This window comes from Streptomyces sp. HNM0645 (genome assembly GCF_030056615.1).
Classification (GTDB): domain Bacteria; phylum Actinomycetota; class Actinomycetes; order Streptomycetales; family Streptomycetaceae; genus Streptomyces; species Streptomyces marianii.
In genome coordinates this window covers 139,113-161,811 of sequence record NZ_JASHLT010000004.1, presented here as the reverse complement: position 1 = coordinate 161,811, position 22,699 = coordinate 139,113, and the positions used below count along the sequence as shown (strand labels likewise).

The window sequence follows — 22,699 nt, the reverse complement described above, 5'->3', positions numbered from 1 at the left end:
CGGGGCCGCACGCCGGCCGTCGAGCCACCGCGCGGCCGAACGGCGATGCCGGGCCGCCCGTCGATCGGGCGGCCCGGCATCGCCGTCTTCGCGACCGGGCTCGACGGCCGGCGTGCGGCCGTCCTCCTCCGGTGTCCGGCCGCCGGGGCGTCCGGGCCCTCGGAGCCGGCGGCCGGACGGGGACGGTACGCCGCTACCGCGCGGCCGCCGGACACCCCGCGGGGCCGCCGGGCGCGTGGCCCTCAGGTACCGATGACGGCCTCCGCCGCCGCGATCCCGCAGACCCGGGCCGCACCGTGGGTGGCCACGTGGAGCGCACCCCGGGGCGGAGCGGCGTTGAGCCCCATCTCCACGACGATCGTGTCGGGGCGGGCGGCGACGAGGGCGTCCAGGGACTGCGACATCCACGGGTGCCGGTGGGCGTCGCGGACGACGGCCACGACGCGGCGACCGCCGGCCGCCAGGAGGACGTCGTCGACGGCGGCGTCCGCGTAGGTGCCGGTCTCCGTACCGGGGAACAGGCGGGCGAGTTCCGCCGCGACGCCCCACGGGGTCTCGTCACCGACGGCGATGTTGGCCACGGGCGTGAACGCGGCGACGTACGGCGCGGTGGTCAGCGGTTCACGGGGGTACCGCCCCACCGTCACGCGCACGGCCCGACGCGCGGCCGTCAGGCCGATCTCGGCGCCGGGCGCGGTCCCCTCCTGTGAAGCCGCGCCCGGCCCCGATGCCGCCCCCCTGGCCCCCCTGGTCCAGTCCGCGAGCGCACGCACCCGCGCGGCCGCGTCGGCCAGTCGCTCCTCGGGCAGCTCGCCCTTGCGTACCGCGGTGACCAGCGCGTCGCGCAGTCGCAGCACGGTGTCCTCGTCGGCCAGGCCGCCGCCGACACAGATCGCGTCGGCACCGGCGGCGATCGCGAGGACGCTGCCGCGTTCGATTCCGTGGACCGCGGAGATGGCCTGCATCTCCATGCCGTCGGTGACGATCAGTCCGTCGTAGCCCAGCTCCTGGCGCAGCAGTCCGGTGAGGATCTGCGTGCTCAGGGTCGCCGGGCGATCCGGGTCGAGCGCGGGTAGCAGGATATGCGCGCTCATGACGGACTTGGAACCCGCCGAAATGGCCTCCCGGAAAGGCCGCAGCTCACGGGAGTGCAACGTGGCCAACTCCACATCGATCCGCGGCAGGGCGTGGTGCGAGTCGACGGCGGTGTCACCATGTCCCGGGAAATGCTTGGTACATGCAGCGACTCCCGCGGACTGGAGGCCGCGCACGTACGCGGCGGTGTGCCGGGCCACCAGGGCGGGGTCGGATCCGAAGGAACGCACCCCGATGACCGGATTATCCGAATTCGAGTTGACATCGGCCGATGGGGCCCAGTTGAGGTCCACCCCGCACCCGGCGAGCCGGCGGCCGAGCTCCGCGGCCACCGCCCGGGTCAGCTCGACGTCGTCCACCGAGCCGAGCGCGTAGTTGCCGGGGAAGGAGGAGCCGGTACGGACCTCCAGCCGCGTGACGTCGCCGCCCTCCTCGTCGATCGCGACGAGGACGTCCTCGCGCTCCGCCCGCAACCGGGCCGTGAGAGCCGTGAGCTGTCCGGGCGAGGCGATGTTGCGGCCGAACAGCCCGACGGAGGAGAGACCTTCGCCGATCCGGCGCAGCAGCCAGTCGGGGGCGGTGGTGCCGACGAAGCCGGGCTGCAGCACGGCGAGGGCGTCACGGGTGAGCGTGTCGGTGCGGTCCACGAGCGTTGTCATGAAAGGCGTCATCCCTTCACTGCGCCGGCCGTCAGACCTGCGGCCATCTTGCGCTGGACGAGGAGGAAGAGGATCACGATGGGGACGGCCATCATCGTGGCGCCGGCCATCATCGGCGCGTACTCGGTGCCGTGCTTGGTGGTGAAGTTGCCGAGCCAGACGGTGGCGGTCTGGTTCTGCTGACTCATCAGCATCAGCGCGTACAGGTACTCGTTCCACGCCTGGATGAAGCCGTACACCGACGTGGCCACCATGCCCGGGGCGAGCAGCGGGAAGACCACCCGCACGAAGGCGCCGGTACGGGTGCAGCCGTCGACCATCGCCGCCTCCTCCAGTTCCCTGGGGATGTTGACGATGAACCCGCGCAGCGTCCACACCGTGAAGGGGAGGATGAAGGTGAGGTACGTGATGATCAGGCCGGTGAGCCTGTCGTACTGGCCCAGGTCGTTCAGGAGCAGGAAGACCGGGATGATCATCGCGACCAGCGGGACCATCTGGACGGCCAGGATGCCCACGATCACGATCTTGCGGCCGCGGAAGGCGAAGCGTGAGATCGCGAGCGCCGCCAGCATCCCGACCACGATGCCGATGAGCACCACGGCCAGCGAGACGACGAGGCTGCGGCCGACCGGTCCCCAGAAGTCGGCGATGTCGAAGGCACGCGAGAAGTTCTCCAGGGTGAGAGTCCCGGGGAAGAAGTGCGGGTCCGGGTCGATCGCGTCCTTCGCGGGCTTGAAGGCCGTGTTCAGCATCCAGTAGACGGGGAAGCCGGCGGCGACGAAGACCAGCAGACCGAGCAGGTTCCAGCCGAGCCTGCCGCGGCCGGGCCTCCCGGGGCGGCTCAGGGCGGCGCTCCTGGTCACGGCGCTCACTCGACTTCTCCGATCTTGAGCATCTGGCGCATGTAGACGGCGACCACACCGAGCAGCAGGACGACCGTCACCAGGGCGATCGCCGAGCCGCCGCCGTAGTCGTTGACCACGAAGGCCTTGTCGTACGAGTACGTCGTCAGCAACTGGAACTCGGCCTCCGGGCGGCCGCCCCGCATCACGAAGACCTGCGGGAAGACACCCATGTCCCAGATGACCGAGAGCGTCGTGAGCATGACGATGATGGGCTTGAGGACCGGCAGGGTGACGTAGCGGAAGACGCCCCACGAGCCGGCGCCGTCGAGCCGGGCCGCCTCCTCGAGTTCCTTGGGCACCTGGGTGAGACCCGCGCTGAGCGTGATCACCACGAAGGGCACGGCGCCCCAGACGACGAGCAGCATGATGACGGCGAGGCCCTGCGGGCCGCCGGCGAACCAGTTGTGCCCGATCATGTCGACGCCGGGCAGCCTGCTCAGCAGCCAGTTGAGCACGCCGTAGTCGGTGTCGAACAGCCATTTGAAGATGGCGGTGGCGACGATGATGGGCATGCCCCAGCTCGCCACGAGCGCGATGTTGACCAGGATCTTCACCCAGCCGGACACCCGCTGCAGCAGCAGGGCGGTCAGCATGCCGAGGACCATGGTGAGAATCACCGCGCCGCCGGCGAAGACGATCGTGCGGACGACGACGGCCCAGAACTCCCCGTCCCCGAGGATCTTGGTGAAGTTGGCGAAGCCGACCGACTCGGGCTCCTGGAAGCCCCAGAGCTGCGGCTGCCCGAACTTCTGGAACGCGAGGGTGACGAGCCGGGCCAGCGGATAGCCGAGGACCAGCAGCAGGACGAGCAGGCAGGGGGCGAGCAGGGTCCACGGGAGCGCGGCCCCGCCGGCCGCGCTCCGCCGCACGGCCGGCCTCCCCGCTCCCCCGGTCCCCCCACCGGCGCCCGGGACTGTTGACGGCCGCGTCGGCGGCACCTTGGCAGTGGTTGTGTCTGCGGCACTCATCGGGCGCTCCCAGCGGTCCCTCTCCTCGCACGGGAGCAGGGTTCCGTCGTCGACGACGGAACCCTGCCGGAAGGTCACTTGGTGTTGATGACCTTGTCGATCGCCTCGTCGGCCGCCTTCGCGGCCTCCTCGACCGACTTCTTGCCGGTGCCGATCTCCTGGAGCATGGTCTTCAGGGTCTGGGCCTTCTCCACCTGGCCCCAGCCGGGTGCCATCGGGACGAACCAGTTGGACTCGGCTGCCGTCGCCGGGACAACCGTCTTCGGGTCGTTCTTCAGCGTCGCCAGATCCGTCTTGTTGTTGGGCAGGTTGCCCTTGGCGAGCAGGCCCTTCTGGCCCTGGGCGCCGGTGAAGGCGTTGATCCACTCGGCGGCGACACCCTGCGCCTTGGACTTGACCGGGATGGCGAGGTCGGAGCCGCCGAGGAAGACGGGGAGCGGCCGACCGGACGGGCCGGGCATCACGAAGGTCTCGAGCTTGTCGGCGAGCTTGCCGACCTTGTCCGTCTCCGGGGCCGCCGCGGCGCCGCCCTCCCACGCCGCGCCGAAGATGGCGGCCGAGTTGCCCTGACCGAAGACGATGTGACGGTCGGACTCGTCCTTCGTCTTGTCGCCGTGCATGTACTTGTCAAGGATCGACTTGTACTCCTTGAGACCCTTGATGGACTCGGGCGAGGAGAGGTTGGCCTTCCACTGGCCACCCTCGTTCTCCGCGATGGAGCCGCCGGCACCGTAGACGAAGGACATCGCGGCGTACCAGTCGGGCGAAGGCTGGTACCAGGCACTGAACTTGGCACCCTTCTTCTTCTGGATCCTGTCCAGGGCGGTGGTCAGCTCGGCGTACGTCTTCGGGGTGGCCTTCACGCCGACCTCGGCGGCGATGTCCTTGCGCCAGGTGCCGACACGGCCACCGGCGTAGTACGGGACGCCGTAGGTCTTGCCGTCGTAGGTGACGGACTCCTTGAGGCCGTCGAGCCAGGCGTCGGACTGGTCGAACTGCTTCGGGTCCACCGCGGCGAACGCGCCCTTGACCATGTAGCCGAGCATCTCGGTGTTGCCCATCTCGACCACGTCGGGGGCCTTGTCGGTGGCGAGGACGGCGTCGAGCTTGGCGTTCTTGTCCGGCCAGCCGTAGTACTCGTGCTTGATCTTTATGCCGGGGTGCTTCTCGGCGACCGCGTCGTCGGCCGCCTTGACCAGCTCGGGCCAGTTGTTCTGGGCGTCGACCGTCAGCCAGACGGTGAGCTCCCTGACGTCCGCCCCCGCCTTGTCCCCGCCCTCGTCACCGTCACCACACGCGGCAAGGCCGACCATCATGCCCGCGACGCCGATCGCCGCGATGAGCTTGCGCTTCACGCCACCCTCCTCAGGGATGCTGCAACCCCCCGCCCACCGCGAGGACATACGGAGCCATACGCCGAGTACTGCTCGTGGGGCTGGGACTTGGTCTTTAATGGTTTAGACCAGTACCCGGGAGCTTGGCCTAGACCTTTGGGGGTGTCAAGGGTGTATAAGAAGGGCTGTCGTGTCCGTTATCGGACCGACACCTGAGGGAGGGCGACGACCCGTGACCGGACCGTGCCACCATGTGAGCCGCAAGCAACGGAGGAGCCGGTGACGGCAGCACCACACGAGTCGGGAAGGCAGGCCATGGCCACGGACGGGGCCGGCACCGAGCCGGAGAACGGGACGGCGACCCGGACCGCGCGCGTGCCCAAGTACTACCGGCTCAAGAGGCACTTGCTCGACATGACGGAGACGCTGCCGCCCGGCACGCCCGTCCCGCCGGAGCGCACACTCGCCGCCGAGTTCGACACCTCGCGCACGACGGTGCGTCAGGCACTCCAGGAGCTCGTCGTCGAGGGACGGCTGGAACGCATCCAGGGCAAGGGCACCTTCGTCGCCAAGCCCAAGGTCTCCCAAGCCCTCCAGCTGACCTCGTACACCGAGGACATGAAGGCGCAGGGCCTGGAGCCCACGTCGCAGCTGCTGGACATCGGTTACGTGACGGCCGACGACACGCTCGCCGGGTTGCTGGACATCGCGCCCGGCGGGCGCGTCCTGCGCATCGAGCGCCTCCGGCTGGCGAGCGGCGAGCCGATGGCGATCGAGACCACGCACCTCTCGGCGAAGCGCTTCCCCGCCCTGCGGCGGTCGCTGGTGAAGTACACCTCCCTCTACACCGCGCTGGCCGAGGTGTACGACGTCCACCTCGCCGAGGCCGAGGAGACGATCGAGACCTCGCTGGCCACCCCCCGCGAGGCGGGCCTGCTCGGCACGGACGTCGGTCTGCCGATGCTGATGCTCTCCCGGCACTCGCTGGACACAGGCGGCGAGCCCGTGGAGTGGGTACGCTCGGTCTACCGCGGTGACCGTTACAAGTTCGTGGCCAGGCTGCAGCGGCCCGAGGCGGGCTGAGCGCCCCGCCAGCACAGCACCGCCGGAAGCCCCGGCGATCCGCCCCGCAGTCCGGCGCCGCCCTCCGTGGGCGGCCCGGCCTGCGCGCTTCGACGGGTCCTCACTCCGGGCCTCCGCACCAGTCGTTGCCGTACCGATATGTGAGCCGGGGGTGACGCTGGCGGAACGGTCGCCTAGATTGCCTGCGCGTTACAGGTGATCACGACGGGACGGGAGCCACACCATGGCCGAGCCGGCACCATCGAGCACATCCCAGCGGAGAACCACTCCGCGGTCCATCGCAGTCTGGGTCCTCGTCGCACTGGTGGGCGCGGCCGGCTGGAGCGTACTCGCCCTCGCGCGGGGCGAAGAGGTCTCCGCCGTCTGGATGCTGGCGGCCGCGCTCGGGTCGTACGCCATCGGCTACCGGTTCTACGCGCGCTTCATCCAGTACCGCGTCCTCAAGGCCGACGGGACCCGCGCCACCCCCGCGGAACGCCTTGACAACGGTGTCGACTTCCACCCGACCGACCGGCGGGTGCTCTTCGGCCACCACTTCGCGGCAATCGCCGGAGCCGGACCGCTGGTCGGCCCGATCCTCGCCGCCCAGATGGGCTACCTCCCGGGCACGATCTGGATCATCGTCGGCGTGATCTTCGCCGGCGCCGTCCAGGACATGGTCACGCTGTTCTTCTCCACTCGCCGTGACGGCCGTTCGCTCGGCCAGATGGCGCGGGACGAGATCGGTCCCTTCGGTGGCGTCGCGGCCCTGATCGCCGTCTTCGCCATCATGATCATCCTGCTGGCGGTGCTCGCGCTGGTGATCGTCAACGCCCTGGCGCACTCGCCGTGGGGTGTCTTCTCCATCGGCATGACGATCCCGATCGCCCTGTTCATGGGCGTCTACCTGCGGACACTGCGGCCGGGCAGGGTCACCGAGGTCTCGGTCGTAGGCGTCGCGCTGCTGCTGCTCGCGATCATCGCGGGCGGCTGGGTCGCCGACTCCTCCCTGGCGGGCTTCTTCACCCTGGAGCCGGGCACCCTGGTCGTATGGATGGTGATCTACGGATTCCTGGCCTCCGTACTCCCGGTCTGGCTGCTGCTGGCACCGCGCGACTACCTCTCCACCTTCATGAAGGTGGGCACCATCGTGCTCCTCGCGCTGGGCGTGGTCATCGCGATGCCGACGCTGAAGATGCCGGCCGTCACCGAGTTCGCGGGCAACGGCCAGGGACCGGTGTTCGCCGGCTCGCTGTTCCCGTTCGTCTTCATCACCATCGCGTGCGGCGCCCTCTCCGGCTTCCACTCCCTGGTCTCCTCGGGAACCACCCCGAAGATGATCCAGAAGGAGACCCAGATCCGGATGATCGGCTACGGCGCGATGCTGACCGAATCGTTCGTCGCGGTGATGGCGATGATCTGCGCCTCCATCCTCGATCCGGGACTGTACTTCGCGATCAACTCCCCCGCCGGGGTCATCGGTACCACGGTGGACTCCGCCTCCCAGGCGGTCGCGAACCTCGGCTTCACCATCACCCCCGAGCAGCTGACACAGACCGCGAAGGACGTGGAGGAGGCGAGCCTGCTCTCCCGCACCGGTGGCGCACCGACCTTCGCGCTCGGCATGTCGGAGATCTTCTCCGCCGTCATCGGCGGCGCCGGGCTGAAGGCGTTCTGGTACCACTTCGCGATCATGTTCGAGGCGCTGTTCATCCTCACCACGGTCGACGCGGGCACCCGGGTGGGCCGCTTCATGCTCCAGGACACGCTGGGCAACGTCTACAAGCCGATGAAGCAGGTCAGTTGGAAGCCGGGCGTCTGGTTCGCGAGCGCGGTCGTCGTCGGCGGCTGGGGCTACTTCCTCTGGGTCGGCGTGCACGACCCGCTCGGCGGAATCAACCAGCTCTTCCCGCTCTTCGGCATCGCCAACCAGCTCCTCGCGGCCGTCGCCCTGGCCGTCTGCACCACGCTGCTGGTGAAGTCCGGACGTCTCAAGTGGGCGTGGGTCACGGCCGTCCCGCTCGCCTGGGACGCCACGGTCACCCTCACCGCCAGCTGGCAGAAGATCTTCTCCGGCGACCCGAAGGTGGGCTTCTTCGCCCAGCGCGACAAGTACCAGGCGGGCATCGACTCCGGCGAGGTGCTGGCTCCGGCGAAGTCGATGGACGACATGCACACCATCGTCACCAACTCGACCGTCGACGGGGTGCTCTGCGCACTGTTCGCCCTGCTCATCGTGGTGGTCCTGGCCGACGCCGGCCGGGTCTGCCTCAAGGCGGTCAGCGAGCCCGAGACCGTCCGGCTCGCCGAGGTCCCGTACGTCGAGTCGAAACTGGTCGCGCCCGCCGGGCTGTTCCCCACCAAGGAGGAGAAGGCGGAGCTCGCGGCGGTCGGTGCCGGCGCCGCGGGCTCCGAGGCTGCGGGCACGGCAAGGCGTGAGTAGCGTGGGGGTCATGGCTGCGGTGAGCGGAGTACGTCGGGCCGTGGACTGGGTCCGCTGGTACGTGCGCGAGGTCTCGGGCGAGTCGGTGTACGACCGTTACGTGGCTCATGCACGCTCTCACGACCCCGACGCGGAGGTCATGTCCCGCCGCGAGTTCGAACGCCGCCGCATGGACGAACGGGAGGCGGACCCCCGCAAGGGATTCCGCTGCTGCTGAGCGCCCCCGCCGACGGCGCACACGGGCCTCCGCGTTCCCTCCGGGAGACGCGGGGGCCCGTCGCCGTGACCGTGGAGCCCGCGGCCCGGCTTCGCACGGACGACCGGACCGGCCGGCCACCCGTGCCCTGGGTCCCGAGCGAGGCCACGACACAACATGTGGGGGGTTCCGCAACTCACCGCCCCCACATGTATGCTCATGCTCGCTGTCGCCGCAGGGGAATCCGGTGGGAATCCGGAACTGTCCCGCAACGGTGTGACGGCGTGCGCGGGGCCTGTTCCAGGTCCTCGTACGCCCGTGAGTCCGAGGACCTGCCGACGGTGCGCCCGGACCGTCCGGCTCGGGTGCCCAGACGTCCGGGCCTCGCGGAAAAGGCCGGTGGACGCGGTCCGCCCTGCCCGGGTGTGCGTCCGTGCCCCTGCCCCGCCGGCCCCCAGCCGAGCGAGGGAGAGCACCCCCCGTGACCATCGCGCCGCCCGATCCTGCTTCAGCGCAGCTCGCCGACGGACCAGGCACCGCGCTCCTGCGGACCCTGACCGAGCTCACCGCGGACCTGCCCGACGCCGACCCCGGCCGGGTCGCCGCCGCCGCCCTCCGGGGCCGGCACGCGGGCTCGGACGAGGCCGAACTGCGCGAACTGGCCACGGAGGCGGCCGCCGGCCTGATCTCCGAGGACCCGGCGTACTCCCGGCTCGCGGCCCGGCTGCTCACCCTCACCATCGCGGAGGAGGCTGCCGGGCAGGGGGCGACCGCGTTCTCCGCCTCCATCGCCGTCGGAAGCCGCGAAGGACTGATCGCGGACCGTACGGCCGCCTTCGTGCAGACCCACGCCCAGCACCTCGACTCGCTGGTCGACCCGGCCGCCGACGACCGCTTCGGGTACTTCGGCCTGCGCACCCTCTACAGCCGCTACCTGCTCCGGCACCCCATCACCCGCGAGGTCATCGAGACCCCGCAGTACTTCATGCTGCGCGTCGCCTGCGGTCTCGCCGAGGACGAGTCCCCGCGCGCGCTGGACGAAGTGGCCTCCCTGTACGGGCTGATGAGCCGCCTCGACTACCTGCCGTCCTCCCCCACGCTCTTCAACTCCGGCACCCGGCACCCCCAGATGTCGTCCTGCTACCTGCTGGACTCGCCGCTGGACGAGCTGGACTCCATCTACGAGCGCTACCACCAGGTGGCACGGCTCTCGAAGCACGCCGGCGGCATCGGGCTGTCGTACTCCCGCATCCGCTCCCGCGGTTCGCTCATCCGCGGCACCAACGGGCACTCCAACGGCATCGTGCCCTTCCTGCGCACACTGGACTCGTCGGTGGCGGCCGTCAACCAGGGGGGCCGGCGCAAGGGCGCGGCCTGCGTCTACCTGGAGACGTGGCACGCGGACATCGAGGAGTTCCTGGAGCTGCGCGACAACACGGGCGAGGAGGCGCGCCGCACGCACAACCTCAACCTGGCGCACTGGATCCCCGACGAGTTCATGCGCCGGGTGAACGCCGACGCCGAGTGGTCGCTGTTCTCCCCCGCCGACGTGCCCGACCTCGTGGACCTCTGGGGCGGCGACTTCGACGCCGCCTACCGCAGGGCGGAGGCCGCCGGGCTCGCCCGCCGCACCATCCCCGCCCGTGAGCTCTACGGGCGCATGATGCGCACCCTCGCCCAGACCGGAAACGGCTGGATGACCTTCAAGGACGCCTCCAACCGCACCGCCAACCAGACCGCGGAGCCCGGCACCGTCGTCCACTCCTCCAACCTCTGCACCGAGATCATCGAGGTCACGGACGACGGCGAGACCGCCGTGTGCAACCTCGGCTCGGTCAACCTCGGCGCGTTCGTGGTGCAGGACGCCGCCGACGGCGAGGACGTGATCGACTGGGAGCGGCTGGACGACACCGTCCGCACCGCCGTCACCTTCCTCGACCGGGTCGTCGACATCAACTTCTACCCGACCGAGCAGGCCGGCCGCTCCAACGCCAAGTGGCGCCCGGTGGGCCTGGGTGCCATGGGCCTCCAGGACGTGTTCTTCAGCCTGCGCCTGCCCTTCGACTCAGCCGAGGCGAAGGCCCTGTCGACGCGGATCGCGGAGCGGATCATGCTGGCCGCCTACGAGGCGTCCTGCGACCTCGCGGAGCGCAACGGGCCGCTCCCGGCCTGGGAGCGGACCCGCACCGCCCGCGGGGTGCTGCACCCCGACCACTACGACGCCGAGCTCGCCTGGCCGGAGCGCTGGGCCGCACTGCGCGGGCGCGTCGCCACCACCGGCATGCGCAACTCGCTCCTCCTCGCGATCGCGCCGACGGCGACGATCGCATCGATCGCGGGTGTGTACGAGTGCATCGAGCCGCAGGTCTCCAACCTCTTCAAGCGCGAGACGCTGTCGGGCGAGTTCCTCCAGGTGAACTCCTATCTGGTGGACGACCTGAAGAGGCTCGGCGTGTGGGACGCGCAGACGCGTGAGGCGCTGCGCGACTCGGGCGGCTCGGTGCAGGGCCTGAACTGGATCCCCGCGGAGGTCCGGGCGTTGTACCGCACCGCCTGGGAGATCCCCCAGCGCGGCCTGATCGACATGGCGGCGGCGCGCACCCCGTTCCTCGACCAGTCCCAGTCGCTGAACCTGTTCATGGAGACGCCGACCATCGGCAAGCTCTCCTCGATGTACGCGTACGCGTGGAAGCAGGGCCTGAAGACCACGTACTACCTGCGCTCCCGCCCCGCGACGCGGATCGCCCGCGCCGCCTCGGGCGCGGCGCCGGCCGCCGCCACCATCCCCGTCCAGCAGGCGGCCGACCCCGACGCCGTTGCCTGCTCCCTGGAGAACCCGGAGTCCTGCGAGGCCTGCCAGTAACTCCGCCCCGCATCCGCACACCACCACTGGAGGACGGCGCCCCGCGCCGGCTGCTATGAACGACAAGAACCTGCTCGACCCGGGCTTCGAGCTGACCCTGCGCCCGATGCGCTACCCGGACTTCTACGACCGCTACCGGGACGCCATCAAGAACACCTGGACGGTGGAGGAGGTCGACCTCCACTCGGACGTCGCCGACCTCGCCAAGCTCACCCCGGGCGAGCAGCACCTGATCGGCCGCCTGGTCGCCTTCTTCGCGACCGGCGACTCGATCGTCGCGAACAACCTCGTGCTGACGCTGTACAAGCACATCAACTCCCCCGAGGCGCGCCTGTACCTGTCGCGGCAGCTCTTCGAGGAGGCCGTGCACGTCCAGTTCTATCTGACGCTGCTGGACACCTATCTGCCCGATCCCGAGGACCGCGCCGCGGCCTTCGCCGCGGTGGAGAACATCCCGTCGATCCGGGAGAAGGCCCGGTTCTGCTTCCGGTGGATGGACTCGGTCGAGAAGATCGACCGGCTGGAGACGCAGGCCGACCGCCGCCGCTTCCTCCTGAACCTGATCTGCTTCGCGGCCTGCATCGAGGGGCTGTTCTTCTACGGGGCTTTCGCCTATGTGTACTGGTTTCGTTCGCGGGGTCTACTGCACGGGCTGGCGACCGGCACGAACTGGGTGTTCCGCGACGAGACCATGCACATGAACTTCGCGTTCGAGGTCGTGGACACGGTCCGCAAGGAGGAGCCGGAGCTCTTCGACGACGCGCTCGGCCAGCAGGTCACGGACATGCTGAAGGAGGCGGTCGAGGCGGAGCTGCAGTTCGCCCGCGACCTGTGCGGCGACGGTCTGCCGGGAATGAACACCGAGTCGATGCGCGAGTACCTGGAGTGCGTCGCCGACCAGCGGTTGAGCCGGCTCGGCTTCGCCCCGGTGTTCGGCTCCCGGAACCCCTTCTCCTTCATGGAACTGCAGGGCGTGCAGGAACTGACGAACTTCTTCGAGCGCCGGCCGTCCGCGTACCAGGTCGCCGTGGAGGGCACGGTCGATCTGGACGAGGACTTCTGAGGACGGCGCCCGGCGGAGCCGGGTGCACGGGCGGGTGCCCGGACCGCGGATCGGTCCGGGCACCCGCCCGTGTCGTCGTCGCGTCGTTCCGCCCGGCGCGGCTCACGGGACGGGCTCACCTGTCGCCTCGGCCCCGGGCCCGCCGTGCAGACCCCGCGGCCGAACGCCGACCAGAGGCGGCTCGCACGGTGGTCGACGTGCGTGCGGTCGCCGTGGCCCGGGCAGCGGGGGCCGAGGATGCGGTTGAAGCCGTGGTCGCGGGCCTGCCGGGCGAGGGCGCACAGCGAGTGCGGGTCGGACGCCCGGGTCCGTCGACACACGTCAGCAGGGCCCGGGAAGCAGTCGTCTGCCGGCCCGATGGCGGTAACGCCCGCTCCCCGCCACCGTGTTCGGGGCGGGGCAGGAACTCCCGACGCGCCGGAACGGCCGTCGGGCGCGGGTCAGTCGTTGGGCACCGTTTCGTAGCGCGGCGTTCCCTCCGCCATCTGCCGCAGCGCGTCCTTGCGGTCCCGCTTCGACAGCCGGTCGATGTAGAGCCGGCCGTACAGGTGGTCCGTCTCGTGCTGGAGGCAGCGCGCGAAGTAGCCGGTGCCGCGCACCTTGATCGGCCTGCCTTCGGCATCCTGGCCGTGCACCTCGGCGTAGTCCGGGCGGGCGAGCGACGCGTACGCCGTCGGGACCGACAGGCAGCCCTCGTTGGAGTCGTCGAGGGCCCGGCGCTCCGGCGGCAGTTCCTGCAGCACCGGGTTGCACACGACGCCCACGTGGCGCGCGCCCTCGTCGTCCGGGCAGTCGTAGACGAAGACCTTGAGGTCCACGCCGATCTGGTTGGCGGCCAGGCCCACGCCCTCGGCCGCCCGCTGGCTGGCGAACATGTCGTCGATGAGCGCCGCGAGCTTGTCGTCGAACTCGGTGACGTCCTGGCACTCCCTGTGGAGCACCGGATTGCCGACGACGGTGATGGGACGGGCACTGCCCCGCTCACGGTACGCCTGCTCGCGCTCCTCGCAGTCCTCCGTGTCGACGACGAAGCCGTCGTTGGTCTGCTCGTCCGTCTCCTGCTGCGCCATTTCCGCCGTAAGCCTTCCTCAAAACCGTCTCGATGACCCGTACAGCCTACGGCCCGGCGGCAGTGGTCAGCAGACTTCCTCGAGATCGCGCCACTCGCGGCTGTCGGGGCTGTCCGCCACCCAGCCGTCGAGGAGACCCCGGACGAGCGCGGCGGGGGCGGCGATTCCGCACTCCCGCTCCGGCACCCACAGCTCACCGGCCGTGCGGTGGCCCAGCGGACCGGGATGGCCCGGCTCGCTGTGGTCGTGCGGATCCAGGTGCTCCCCGTCCCCCTCGGCACTCGGCATCACGCCCTCGGAACAGGCCCGGCAGAGCAGCCGCACCGACGAGGACCAGTCCTCGGCCGCGAATCCGGCGTCGGCGGCCAGTTGCTCCAGCGCGTCCCGGTCCTCCTCGGTCGCCGCCTCCAGCAGCACCACCCAGGTCGGCACGGGCGAGGGCGCCCAGAGCTCGATCTCGTCGAAGACGGGGAAGCTGTGCCCCGCGGCGGTGGTGCGTTCGCCGTGCGGGACGCCGTCGTGGAGGACGACCTCGCCCCAGCGCCGGCCGGACGACGGCAGCGGGATCGACAGCACCTCTATCCGGGCGGGGTCGAGCCTGCGGCCCCACACGACCTCGGCCTCGCCCTCGGGCGACAGCCGCACGGCGGCGCTGCCCAGCTCCATGCCGACCGGCTCCGCGCCCGCCGCCGCCCCGCCGCCCGCGGCCCGGGGGCCGCCGGGCACCTTCAGCCCGTAGGCCTGCCAGGCACGCCGGGCCAGCGGCCAGTCCTGCAGGGCGGTGGCGGCGATCCCCACGTTCCACCAGTCGGGGGCGCCCGTCTCCTTGTCCAGCAGAGCGACGGCCCGCAGGCCCGCCGCGCGGGCCTGCTCCCAGTCGTGGCGGAACTTGTGGAGGAGCGCCAGGTTGAACCAGGACTCGGAGAGCCAGGGCTCCAGGTCCGCCGCGCGCGTCAGCAGCGCGCCCGCGTCCTCGTACCGGCCGTCGCCGATCAGCGTGAACGCGCGGTCGGTGGCCTGCCGCCAAGAGGCGGAGGGCCGATGCCGTACCTTCCCGAAGATCCTCACGATTCCCGCCTGCCGGTCGCTCGGGTCATTGCCCCCGGACATTTGCCTCAGCGTCTGTGTGCCGCTGTCTCTCGGTGCTCCTTCTTTCGCATCCAACCATGCCCGGTCGGACGCCCGCTCATTACCCATGGGTTACCCAGGCTGAGCGGGACCGAGACCCCCGCGCGACAGCACACGGGCCAGGGACTCCACGACCTCCGGCTGGTGGTCGTGCGCGGTTCCCAGCCGGAGCCGCTCCAGTGCGGCGAGCGCGCTCCCTCCACCGTCACCGGTGAGATCGTCGTACGCGTTGACGGTACGGACGATACGGGCGGGCAGCGGTTGCTCGCGGTACGGGTCGGCCTGCCGTTCCACCACCACCGCGACGGCCCGCGGAACCCCGGTCTGGCGGACGACGGCACCGCCCAGCAGGGCGATCCTGCGCTGCTCCTGCGCGGGCAGCAGGGCGGTCGCTCCGTCCGGTACGGGGTCCACCAGGGAGAGCTGGCCGATGTCGTGCATCAGCGCCGCGTACTCCAGGACGGTCAGGTCCGGCCCGGAGAGCCCCAGCTCACGGCCGACCGCCCCGCTCAGGGCCGCGACCCGGCGCGCATGCCCGTGAGGGGTGTAGCCGGCGATCTCGGTGGCCCGTGCGAGTGAGGCGATGGTCTGCCGGTACGTCGTACGGACCGCCGCGAACCGCCGGAACGACAACTGCGTGAGCAGCAGCGGCAGACAGAACACCGGCAGCGCCCAGAGCCCGGCGACGGCCGTGCCGAGCGCCATGACGGCCCCGGTCGCACAGACGGCGGAGCCTATGCCGGGGAGCGAGCGCAGTTCCTCCCGCAGCAGCGGCCCGAAGGGGTAGCCGGTGCGCGCACGTACCAGCACGGCCGCGAGCACGGCGTCGCACAGGGCCGTGAGCGCCAGTACGAGCAGCATCGCCAGGGCGTGACCGGGACCCGCGGCGAGCCCCTCCGCGGACCCGGCCGGCCCGTGGAGGGGCTGGAAGCAGACCGCGGCGAACGTGACCGTGACCACCCTGCGAGCGACATGGTCGAGCGCCGGTCCCCGGCCCCGGGCGACGTGCGGGACGGCGCCGGCGAGCGCGCCGGCCGTGACGACGGCGACGACCTGCGGGACGCCGTGCGTGGTGGCCTCCCCGGCGTTCTCCGCGAGCAGGGCGTAGGCGAGCGCGCCCGCGGCGCCGAGGGGGGCCGGTTCCCGCTCGCCCGGCAGGGCTCCCCAGCGTGCGAGTTCGCCCACCGCGACGAGCGTGCCGAAGGCCAGGGCGACGACGGGTTCCGCGACGCCGTGCCAACCGGTCCACCCGAGCCCGGTGGCGGCGAGCACGGCCGCCGACGCGTGCACGGCGGTGGCGGCGCCCGGCGCCCGGGCCCTCATCCGCCCCGCCGGTACCGGGCGGCGGGTGCCGCCTGCTGCCGGTCCGGGAGCCCGGCCCGTCCGCGGGGCGGCTGGGCGGGCACGGCCGGCTCGTCCGCCGTGACGGAGGTCTCCCAGCCGTGGCGGTCGAGGGCGCGGACGAGGGCCCGGACCATCCTGGGGTCGAACTGGGTGCCCGCGCACCGCTGGAGTTCCTCGACCGCCGTGGGCACGGGCCGCGCCCTGCTGTACGACCGGGTCGAGGTCATGGCGTCGAAGGCGTCGGCGACGGCGACGACACGGGCGACTTCGGGGATCTGGCGGCCGGCGAGACCGTACGGGTAGCCGCTGCCGTCGAGCCGCTCGTGGTGGTGGAGGATCGCCGCGCGGGCCTCGCCGAGGAAGCCGATGCCGCGGACGATCTCGTGCCCGTACTCGGGGTGCAGCTCGATCACCCGGCGTTCCTCGGGAGTCAGGGGGCCGTCCTTGCGGAGCACGCGGGTGGGCACGCCGAGCTTGCCCACGTCGTGGAGGATGCCGGCGAAGCGGAGCACTTCGAGCCGCTCCTCGTCCATGCCCAACTCGCGCGCGATCAGCACGCTCGCCCGGCCCACCCGCTCGCTGTGCCCGCGGGTGTACCGGTCCTTGATGTCGACGGCCTGGACGAGGGCGCGGATGGTGGAGCGGTGGGCGCCCTGCTCGCGGTGGTACTGCGCGAAGACCCAGCACGAGATGTACATGGGCAGCAGCACGAACAGCGCGGCCGGCGGTCCGTAGGGACTCTGCCAGAGCACCGCCATCATCAGCCCGGCGAGCCCGTGCACGAGGTGCGGGCCGAGCGAGGCCGGCAGCAGCCCCCGCCAGGCGGCCCGTGCCGGCACCCGCTCGGCGGTGGCGAGGATGCCACCGTCGAGCGCGGCCACGACGAGGCAGAACGTCAGCGCGGCGGCCACGGCGGGAATCAGGGCGTACGGGAGCGCGGGGCCCGCGAGGGCGGAGGGGCCGCCGCACAGGGCCGCCGCTCCGGACGCGGCCGCCGCCGCCAGGGTGAGCCGTGCCGCCCGCCAGAGGCGCCGGACGCCTCCCGGGCGCTGCTCGACGCGGGCGAGCAGCGCCCCCGGCACCGCGGCGAGCGCGGCCCCGGCGGGTGGCAGCAGCAGCGCGGCGGCGAGCAGGACGGGGAAGAACGATCCGGCACCGACCGGTACGGACCCGCCGAGCGTCCGACCGAGGAAGAGGCAGCGCCCCGGCGCCTCGCACAGGGCGTAGAGCCCGGCCAGCAGCGCCACGGTGGTCCAGGGCGTGTCCGCCCCGGGGAACACGGCGGGCAGGACGCACGCTCCGGCGCCCACCACCGCGCACAGGATGTATGCGCGCGCCGCTCCCGGAATGCGTCTCACCCGCTGTCAGCCTCCTCGGCAGCCCCGAACAGAGCGTCAGGCTAGCGAGTCGTCCACGTCAGGACGTTCGGTTGCGGCCGATTGGCACCATCGGGTGACAGGCGCGTGCGTGCTCCCCGTGCGGCGCACGGGGAGCACCGGGCCGGGCACGGCGAAGGGGCGAGACCCCACGGTCTCGCCCCGCTCCCGCCGGGCCGGCTACTCGGCCGGACTCGGCACGTCCGCCGGACCGGCCGTCACATCGTGGTCGGGCACGGTCTCGCCGGCCCTGATGAGCTCGATCCGCCCCATGACCTTCGCGCGCAGGTCCACGGGCACGTCGTCATGGCCGCAGCAGCGTTTGACGAGCTTCTTCACCGCCTGCTCGAGGCCGTACTTCTCCAGGCACGGCGAGCACTCCTCGAAGTGCAGCTCGAACTTGGTGCAGTCGGCGTCGGGCATCTCACGGTCGAGGAACTCGTACAGGTGGTCGAGTACCTCCGCGCAGTCAGTCTCGTGCGGCTCTCCGCAGCTCATGAGCCCGCGCCTTTCCGATCGTTCGTCGACTCCCCGGCGCCCGCGGGAACGAGCCCGCGCTCACGGGCGTAGTCCTCGAGCATGCCGCGCAGCTGGCGGCGGCCACGGTGCAGTCGGGACATCACCGTACCGATGGGTGTCCCCATGATGTCCGCGATCTCCTTGTACGCAAAGCCCTCGACATCGGCGAGATAGACGGCGATGCGGAACTCCTCCGGGATCGCCTGCAGGGCCTCCTTGACGTCGGAGTCCGGCAGGTGGTCGAGTGCTTGGGACTCGGCCGAGCGCAGCCCGGTCGACATGTGCGACTCGGCGCGGGCGAGCTGCCAGTCCTCGATCTCCTCCGCGGCACTGCGCTGCGGTTCGCGCTGCTTCTTGCGGTACGAGTTGATGAAGGTGTTCGTGAGGATGCGGTACATCCACGCCTTGAGGTTCGTGCCCTCACGGAACTGGTGGAACGAACCGTAGGCCTTCGCGTACGTCTCCTGTACGAGATCCTCGGCGTCGGCCGGATTGCGCGTCATGCGCAGGGCGGCCGAGTACATCTGGTCGAGGTAGCCGAGAGCGTCCCGCTCGAACCGCGCGTTGCGCTCGGCGGCCGTCTCTTCCGTGTGGCCGTCGTCGGTCCCAGTGACCGGACCCACCTCCTCCAACGCTGTGACGGGACCGAGACCGGACCCGCTCGAATCGGAGGATAGACGACCAGCGGCTCCGCCCGCCGCCCGAATCGTCGCCGCCTTCGGCGCAGGCAGCACGGTCCAGTCCAGGTCGGCGGCCCCCGACCGGTTCGGGCAGATGGTCGAACCCATGCGACGGACTCCCTCTCCACGCTCCTGTGCTGACGTGCTGCACAACAGAGCGCGTGCCCTCCGCTATTCCCGGCCGACGCACCGGCCCCGGCCGCGGTCCGCACCCGGCCTCACATCCGGGCGGCGATCCACTTCCGGACGTCGTCCACGACGGTTCCCAGCGCCTCCTCCTGGGTCAGCGCGGCCCGCTTGGGCACCGAGAGCCCGTGGTCGGCGTCCGCCACCTCGACCAGTTCGTACGCACCGGCCGGGAACTCCTCCGGCCTGCCGAACGGATCGTTGCCGCCCTGGACGACCAGAACCGGCACCCCGGCGCCGAGGAGCTCGTCCGCGCGGGACTTCTCCGGCTTCCCCGGCGGATGCAGCGGGAAGCTCAGCGCGAGGACGGCGCGGGCGCCCAGCTCACGCGCGGTCCGGCAGGCCACGCGCGCACCGGCGCTGCGCCCGCCCGNCCGCGCGGGACTTCTCCGGCTTCCCCGGCGGATGCAGCGGGAAGCTCAGCGCGAGGACGGCGCGGGCGCCCAGCTCACGCGCGGTCCGGCAGGCCACGCGCGCACCGGCGCTGCGCCCGCCCGCGACGATCGGCAGGCCCCGCTTCTCCAGGGCCGGCCACAGCCCTCGCCAGCCGGTGTCCAGGGTCTTCGGCGCCGGCGCGACCTTCTTGCCGGCCACCCGCCACGGCTGCTCCACCAGGGCCACCGTGATCCCGGCGGGGGGCAGCCCGGCCGCCAGGGCCCGCAGGTCCTGTGCGCCGATGCCGCCGCCCGCGCCGTGGCTCACCGCCAGCACGACGCGTGCCCGGCCGGGAGCCGGATGCCAGGTGATACGGGCGTCCCCGGCGGGTGTCCCGACGATCTCGCTCTGTGTCACAGGAGCAGTGTCACACCGCGGGACCCGGAAACGCCGCAAAGATCAGAAGAGCGTGCCGACCTCGGGGGCCTCCAGCTCCTCCAGCAGCTCCGGCCCGTTGTTGCGGACGTTGGAGACGGCCGTGCCCACGGGGTAGGCGCGCATCAGTCCCGTGGGCGGCGGCGCCAGCAGCTCACGCAGCTCGTCCGGGTCGGTGCGGGCCGGGTCCAGCCAGGCGTCCCAGCGGTCCTCGGGGAGCATCAGCGGCATCCGCGGGTGGATGTCGGACAGCGAGCGCGGGCCTTCGGCCGGCGCGACCCCCAGCGGTCCGGTCTCCGCCTCCGTGGTGATCACGGAGCAGGTCACCCACCAGGACTGGGGGTGGTCGTCCGGCAGGGTCCGGTCGCGCCAGAACTCGTACAGCCCGGCCATCGCGAAGACGGAGCCGTCGGCAGGAGTGACGAAGTAGGGCTGCTTGCGGGGCCGCTTCTTCTTCCCCTTCACCTCCAGCTCCCGCTCCTCGGTGCCGGTGACCCACTCGTAGTAGCCGTCCGCGGGGAGGATGCAGCGCCGGGTGACGAAGGGCCGGCGGAACGAGGGCTTCTCGTGGACGGTCTCGGCCCGGGCGTTGATCATCCGGGCTGCGCCCTCGGGGGTCTTGGCGAAGGACGGGACGAGTCCCCACCTGAGTTTCCGCAGCTGACGAACCGGACGGCGGTCGTCCGCGTCTTTCAGAGGACGTTCGAGAACCGCGTAGACCTCCTTCGTGGGGGCCACGTTCCAGTCGGGCGCCAGGGCCTCCGACGGCTCCCACTTCTCGATCTGGAAGAGTCCGGTGAGGTCCTCGGGCCTGCGACTCGCTGCATACCGTCCGCACATGAGTGCCACACTGCCACGACACCGAGCCTCCCGAGGAGCCACCCCGGAAATGGTCACACCCGAAATCTTCGGCACCCAGCCGTCCCCCGACCGCTGGCTGGTCATAGGCACGGCCGCGCTCGCCCTCCTCGCGGTCGTCCCGCACACGGCCTGGCGGCTGTCCCGCAACGCGATCACCATCGCCCACGAGGGCGGGCACGGCCTGATCGCCCTCGTCACCGGGCGGCGGCTGGAGGGCATCCGGCTGCACTCGGACACCAGCGGACTGACGGTCAGCCGCGGCAGGCCGACCGGCCTCGGCATGATCCTCACGGCGGCCGCGGGCTACACCGCGCCGCCGCTGCTCGGCCTCGGCGGCGCCTGGCTGCTCGCAGCGCACCGCATCACGCTGCTGCTGTGGGTCGCCACGGCGTTGCTGATCGCGATGCTGGTGATGATCCGCAACGCGTACGGGGCACTCACGGTGGTCCTCACGGGCGCGGCGTTCCTCCTGGTGTCCTGGCTGACCGAACCGGAGGTACAGGCGGCGTTCGCCTACGCGGCCGTGTGGTTCCTGCTGCTCGGCGGGGTCCGCCCGGCCTTCGAGCTCCAGGTCAAGCGCCGGCACGGGGGCGCGCCGGACTCGGACGCCGACCAGCTCGCGAGGCTGACGCACGTCCCGCCCGCCATGTGGCTGTTTCTCTTCCATGCCGTATCGCTGTGCTCCCTGATCGGCGGCGGTCGCTGGCTGCTCGGTCTGTGATCGGTCGGGATGCCCGGTGACCGGTCGGCGAACACCCGGCGCTCCGCGGGCCCACTAAAGTGAGGGCCATGACCGAGAGCCCCGTGCAGACCGTCCTCTGGCCCGCCCCCCACGCGAGTGGGCCCGTCGATGCGGCGGTCACCGTTCCCGGATCGAAATCGGTCACGAACCGTGCGCTGGTTCTCGCCGCCCTGGCCGCGGAGCCGGGCTGGCTGCGCCGCCCCCTTCGGTCGCGCGACACCCTGCTGATGGCGGAGGCGCTGCGCGCCATGGGCGTCGGCATCGAGGAGCAGGTCTCCTCCAGCTCCACCGCGACCGGCGGCCCCGACAGCGGCGAGGCCTGGCGGATCATCCCGGCCGGGCTGCACGGCCCCGCGACGGTCGACGTCGGCAACGCCGGGACGGTGATGCGCTTCCTGCCGCCGGTCGCCGCGCTCGCCGACGGCCCCATCCGCTTCGACGGCGACCCCCGCTCGTACGAACGTCCGCTGGGCGGGGTGATCGACGCCCTGCGCGTCCTGGGCGCCCGGATCGACGACGACGGCCGCGGGGCGCTCCCGATGACCGTGCACGGCGGCGGGGCGCTGGACGGCGGCGTGGTGGAGATCGACGCCTCCTCGTCCTCACAGTTCGTCTCGGCCCTGCTGCTCTCCGCGCCCCGCTTCAACCAGGGCGTGGAGGTACGGCACGTCGGCTCGCGGCTGCCGTCCATGCCGCACATCCGGATGACCGTCGACATGCTCCGCACGGTCGGCGCGCAGGTCGACGAGCCGGAGACCGGCGGCGAGCCGGACGTCTGGCGGGTCCGCAGCGGTGCGCTGCTGGGCCGGGACCTGACCGTGGAGCCGGACCTGTCCAACGCCCAGCCGTTCCTGGCGGCGGCACTGGTCACGGGCGGCCGGGTGACCATCCCCGACTGGCCCGAGCGCACCACCCAGCCCGGTGACGCCCTGCGGCAGATCTTCACCGAGATGGGCGGTTCCTGCGAGCTCACCGACGCCGGGCTGACCTTCACCGGCTCCGGCCGGATCCACGGCATCGACGTCGACCTGGGCGAGGTCGGCGAGCTGACCCCGGGCATCGCCGCGGTGGCCGCGCTGGCCGACTCCCCCTCGACCCTGCGCGGTGTCGCGCATCTGCGGCTCCACGAGACGGACCGCCTCGCGGCCCTGACCAAGGAGATCAACGAGCTCGGCGGCGATGTCACGGAGACGGAGGACGGGCTGCACATCCGGCCGCGCCCGCTGCACGGCGGGGTGTTCCACACGTACGACGACCACCGGATGGCCACCGCCGGTTCGGTCATCGGACTGGCCGTCGAGGGCGTGGAGATCGAGAACGTGGCGACGACCGCCAAGACCCTCCCCGACTTCCCGCGGATGTGGACCGACATGCTCGCCGGGAACTGAGCGCGGG

At 71.5% G+C, this 22,699-nt stretch carries 18 protein-coding genes, 2 pseudogenes and 1 riboswitch; of the genes and pseudogenes, 7 read left to right on the top strand and 13 right to left on the bottom strand.

Going from position 1 to position 22,699, the window contains the following annotated elements:
• Window positions 1-242: 242 nt before the first annotated feature.
• From QMZ92_RS04030 to QMZ92_RS04015, 4 genes are all read right to left on the bottom strand, one after another.
• Entirely contained in the window at window positions 243-1,754 is a 1,512-nt protein-coding gene (locus QMZ92_RS04030) for a glycoside hydrolase family 3 protein (RefSeq protein WP_283295832.1), read from the bottom strand.
• A gap of 8 nt (window positions 1,755-1,762) precedes the next feature.
• Window positions 1,763-2,626, bottom strand: a complete 864-nt coding sequence (locus QMZ92_RS04025; RefSeq protein ID WP_283295831.1) for a carbohydrate ABC transporter permease — start codon at window positions 2,624-2,626, stop codon at window positions 1,763-1,765.
• Window positions 2,623-3,627, bottom strand: coding sequence for a carbohydrate ABC transporter permease (locus QMZ92_RS04020; RefSeq protein WP_283295869.1), 1,005 nt, complete (start codon window positions 3,625-3,627; stop codon window positions 2,623-2,625). The genes QMZ92_RS04025 and QMZ92_RS04020 overlap by 4 nt, the downstream gene beginning before the upstream one ends.
• A gap of 74 nt (window positions 3,628-3,701) precedes the next feature.
• The gene (locus tag QMZ92_RS04015) at window positions 3,702-4,982 is read right to left on the bottom strand and encodes an extracellular solute-binding protein (RefSeq protein WP_283295830.1); all 1,281 of its coding nucleotides are present in this window, start codon (window positions 4,980-4,982) and stop codon (window positions 3,702-3,704) included.
• A 294-nt stretch (window positions 4,983-5,276) separates the two neighbouring features.
• On the opposite strand from QMZ92_RS04015, the gene QMZ92_RS04010 reads away from it, so the two are divergent.
• The 5 genes from QMZ92_RS04010 to QMZ92_RS03990 all read left to right on the top strand — a co-directional run bounded on the left by QMZ92_RS04010 (window position 5,277) and on the right by QMZ92_RS03990 (window position 12,588).
• Complete coding sequence (locus tag QMZ92_RS04010; RefSeq protein ID WP_283295868.1) at window positions 5,277-6,044, top strand: GntR family transcriptional regulator; 768 nt, start codon at window positions 5,277-5,279, stop codon at window positions 6,042-6,044.
• 223 nt (window positions 6,045-6,267) lie between these two features.
• Entirely contained in the window at window positions 6,268-8,466 is a 2,199-nt protein-coding gene (locus QMZ92_RS04005) for a carbon starvation CstA family protein (RefSeq protein ID WP_283295829.1), read from the top strand.
• A gap of 10 nt (window positions 8,467-8,476) precedes the next feature.
• A complete protein-coding gene (locus QMZ92_RS04000) occupies window positions 8,477-8,683 on the top strand; it encodes a YbdD/YjiX family protein (protein WP_283295828.1) in 207 nt (68 codons plus the stop codon).
• Between the two features lie 192 nt (window positions 8,684-8,875).
• A riboswitch (cobalamin riboswitch) is annotated at window positions 8,876-9,016 on the top strand.
• Window positions 9,017-9,143: 127 nt separating this feature from the next.
• Complete coding sequence (locus QMZ92_RS03995) at window positions 9,144-11,525, top strand: ribonucleoside-diphosphate reductase subunit alpha (protein ID WP_283295827.1); 2,382 nt, start codon at window positions 9,144-9,146, stop codon at window positions 11,523-11,525.
• Window positions 11,526-11,580: 55 nt separating this feature from the next.
• The gene (locus tag QMZ92_RS03990) at window positions 11,581-12,588 is read left to right on the top strand and encodes a ribonucleotide-diphosphate reductase subunit beta (RefSeq protein ID WP_283295826.1); all 1,008 of its coding nucleotides are present in this window, start codon (window positions 11,581-11,583) and stop codon (window positions 12,586-12,588) included.
• 440 nt (window positions 12,589-13,028) lie between these two features.
• Here the strand turns inward: QMZ92_RS03990 and def are convergent, their stop codons facing one another.
• From def to QMZ92_RS03945, 9 genes and pseudogenes are all read right to left on the bottom strand, one after another.
• Window positions 13,029-13,658 carry a peptide deformylase gene (def, locus tag QMZ92_RS03980; protein WP_283295825.1) on the bottom strand — a complete coding sequence of 210 codons (630 nt, stop codon included), beginning with the start codon at window positions 13,656-13,658 and terminating at the stop codon, window positions 13,029-13,031.
• Between the two features lie 66 nt (window positions 13,659-13,724).
• On the bottom strand, window positions 13,725-14,726 hold the full coding sequence (locus QMZ92_RS03975; protein WP_283295867.1) for a tetratricopeptide repeat protein: 1,002 nt from the start codon (window positions 14,724-14,726) through the stop codon (window positions 13,725-13,727).
• A 132-nt stretch (window positions 14,727-14,858) separates the two neighbouring features.
• Complete coding sequence (locus QMZ92_RS03970; RefSeq protein ID WP_283295824.1) at window positions 14,859-16,109, bottom strand: HD-GYP domain-containing protein; 1,251 nt, start codon at window positions 16,107-16,109, stop codon at window positions 14,859-14,861.
• Window positions 16,106-17,488: an HD-GYP domain-containing protein gene (locus tag QMZ92_RS03965; RefSeq protein WP_283295823.1), complete on the bottom strand. Its 1,383-nt coding sequence runs from the start codon at window positions 17,486-17,488 to the stop codon at window positions 16,106-16,108. Before QMZ92_RS03965 ends, QMZ92_RS03970 begins: the two co-directional genes overlap by 4 nt.
• 198 nt (window positions 17,489-17,686) lie before the next feature.
• Window positions 17,687-18,004, bottom strand: a complete 318-nt coding sequence (gene rsrA, locus QMZ92_RS03960; RefSeq protein ID WP_283295822.1) for a mycothiol system anti-sigma-R factor — start codon at window positions 18,002-18,004, stop codon at window positions 17,687-17,689.
• On the bottom strand, window positions 18,001-18,648 hold the full coding sequence (locus QMZ92_RS03955; protein ID WP_384076183.1) for a sigma-70 family RNA polymerase sigma factor: 648 nt from the start codon (window positions 18,646-18,648) through the stop codon (window positions 18,001-18,003). The genes rsrA and QMZ92_RS03955 overlap by 4 nt, the downstream gene beginning before the upstream one ends.
• A 275-nt stretch (window positions 18,649-18,923) precedes the next feature.
• Window positions 18,924-19,274 (bottom strand): annotated as a pseudogene (locus tag QMZ92_RS36260) (alpha/beta hydrolase family protein); the annotation flags it as partial.
• A pseudogene (locus tag QMZ92_RS36255) lies at window positions 19,267-19,683 on the bottom strand (alpha/beta hydrolase family protein); the annotation flags it as partial. The pseudogenes QMZ92_RS36260 and QMZ92_RS36255, both read right to left, overlap by 8 nt.
• 42 nt (window positions 19,684-19,725) lie before the next feature.
• Complete coding sequence (locus QMZ92_RS03945; RefSeq protein WP_283295820.1) at window positions 19,726-20,541, bottom strand: SOS response-associated peptidase; 816 nt, start codon at window positions 20,539-20,541, stop codon at window positions 19,726-19,728.
• 49 nt (window positions 20,542-20,590) lie between these two features.
• Between QMZ92_RS03945 and QMZ92_RS03940 the strand changes: the two genes are divergently transcribed.
• The gene (locus tag QMZ92_RS03940; protein ID WP_283295819.1) at window positions 20,591-21,283 is read left to right on the top strand and encodes a M50 family metallopeptidase; all 693 of its coding nucleotides are present in this window, start codon (window positions 20,591-20,593) and stop codon (window positions 21,281-21,283) included.
• 68 nt (window positions 21,284-21,351) lie between these two features.
• Entirely contained in the window at window positions 21,352-22,692 is a 1,341-nt protein-coding gene (aroA, locus tag QMZ92_RS03935) for a 3-phosphoshikimate 1-carboxyvinyltransferase (RefSeq protein ID WP_283295818.1), read from the top strand.
• The last annotated feature ends 7 nt before the right edge of the window (window positions 22,693-22,699 follow it).

Coding starts and splice junctions, on each gene's coding strand:
- QMZ92_RS04005 (WP_283295829.1), top strand. CDS start 6,268: ATGGCCGAGCCGGCACCATCGAGCACATCCCAGCGGAGAACCACTCCG.
- QMZ92_RS04010 (WP_283295868.1), top strand. CDS start 5,277: ATGGCCACGGACGGGGCCGGCACCGAGCCGGAGAACGGGACGGCGACC.
- QMZ92_RS03990 (WP_283295826.1), top strand. CDS start 11,581: ATGAACGACAAGAACCTGCTCGACCCGGGCTTCGAGCTGACCCTGCGC.
- QMZ92_RS04020 (WP_283295869.1), bottom strand. CDS start 3,627: ATGAGTGCCGCAGACACAACCACTGCCAAGGTGCCGCCGACGCGGCCG.
- QMZ92_RS03940 (WP_283295819.1), top strand. CDS start 20,591: ATGGTCACACCCGAAATCTTCGGCACCCAGCCGTCCCCCGACCGCTGG.
- def (WP_283295825.1), bottom strand. CDS start 13,658: ATGGCGCAGCAGGAGACGGACGAGCAGACCAACGACGGCTTCGTCGTC.
- rsrA (WP_283295822.1), bottom strand. CDS start 18,004: ATGAGCTGCGGAGAGCCGCACGAGACTGACTGCGCGGAGGTACTCGAC.
- aroA (WP_283295818.1), top strand. CDS start 21,352: ATGACCGAGAGCCCCGTGCAGACCGTCCTCTGGCCCGCCCCCCACGCG.
- QMZ92_RS03970 (WP_283295824.1), bottom strand. CDS start 16,109: ATGAGGGCCCGGGCGCCGGGCGCCGCCACCGCCGTGCACGCGTCGGCG.
- QMZ92_RS04030 (WP_283295832.1), bottom strand. CDS start 1,754: ATGACAACGCTCGTGGACCGCACCGACACGCTCACCCGTGACGCCCTC.
- QMZ92_RS04000 (WP_283295828.1), top strand. CDS start 8,477: ATGGCTGCGGTGAGCGGAGTACGTCGGGCCGTGGACTGGGTCCGCTGG.
- QMZ92_RS03945 (WP_283295820.1), bottom strand. CDS start 20,541: ATGTGCGGACGGTATGCAGCGAGTCGCAGGCCCGAGGACCTCACCGGA.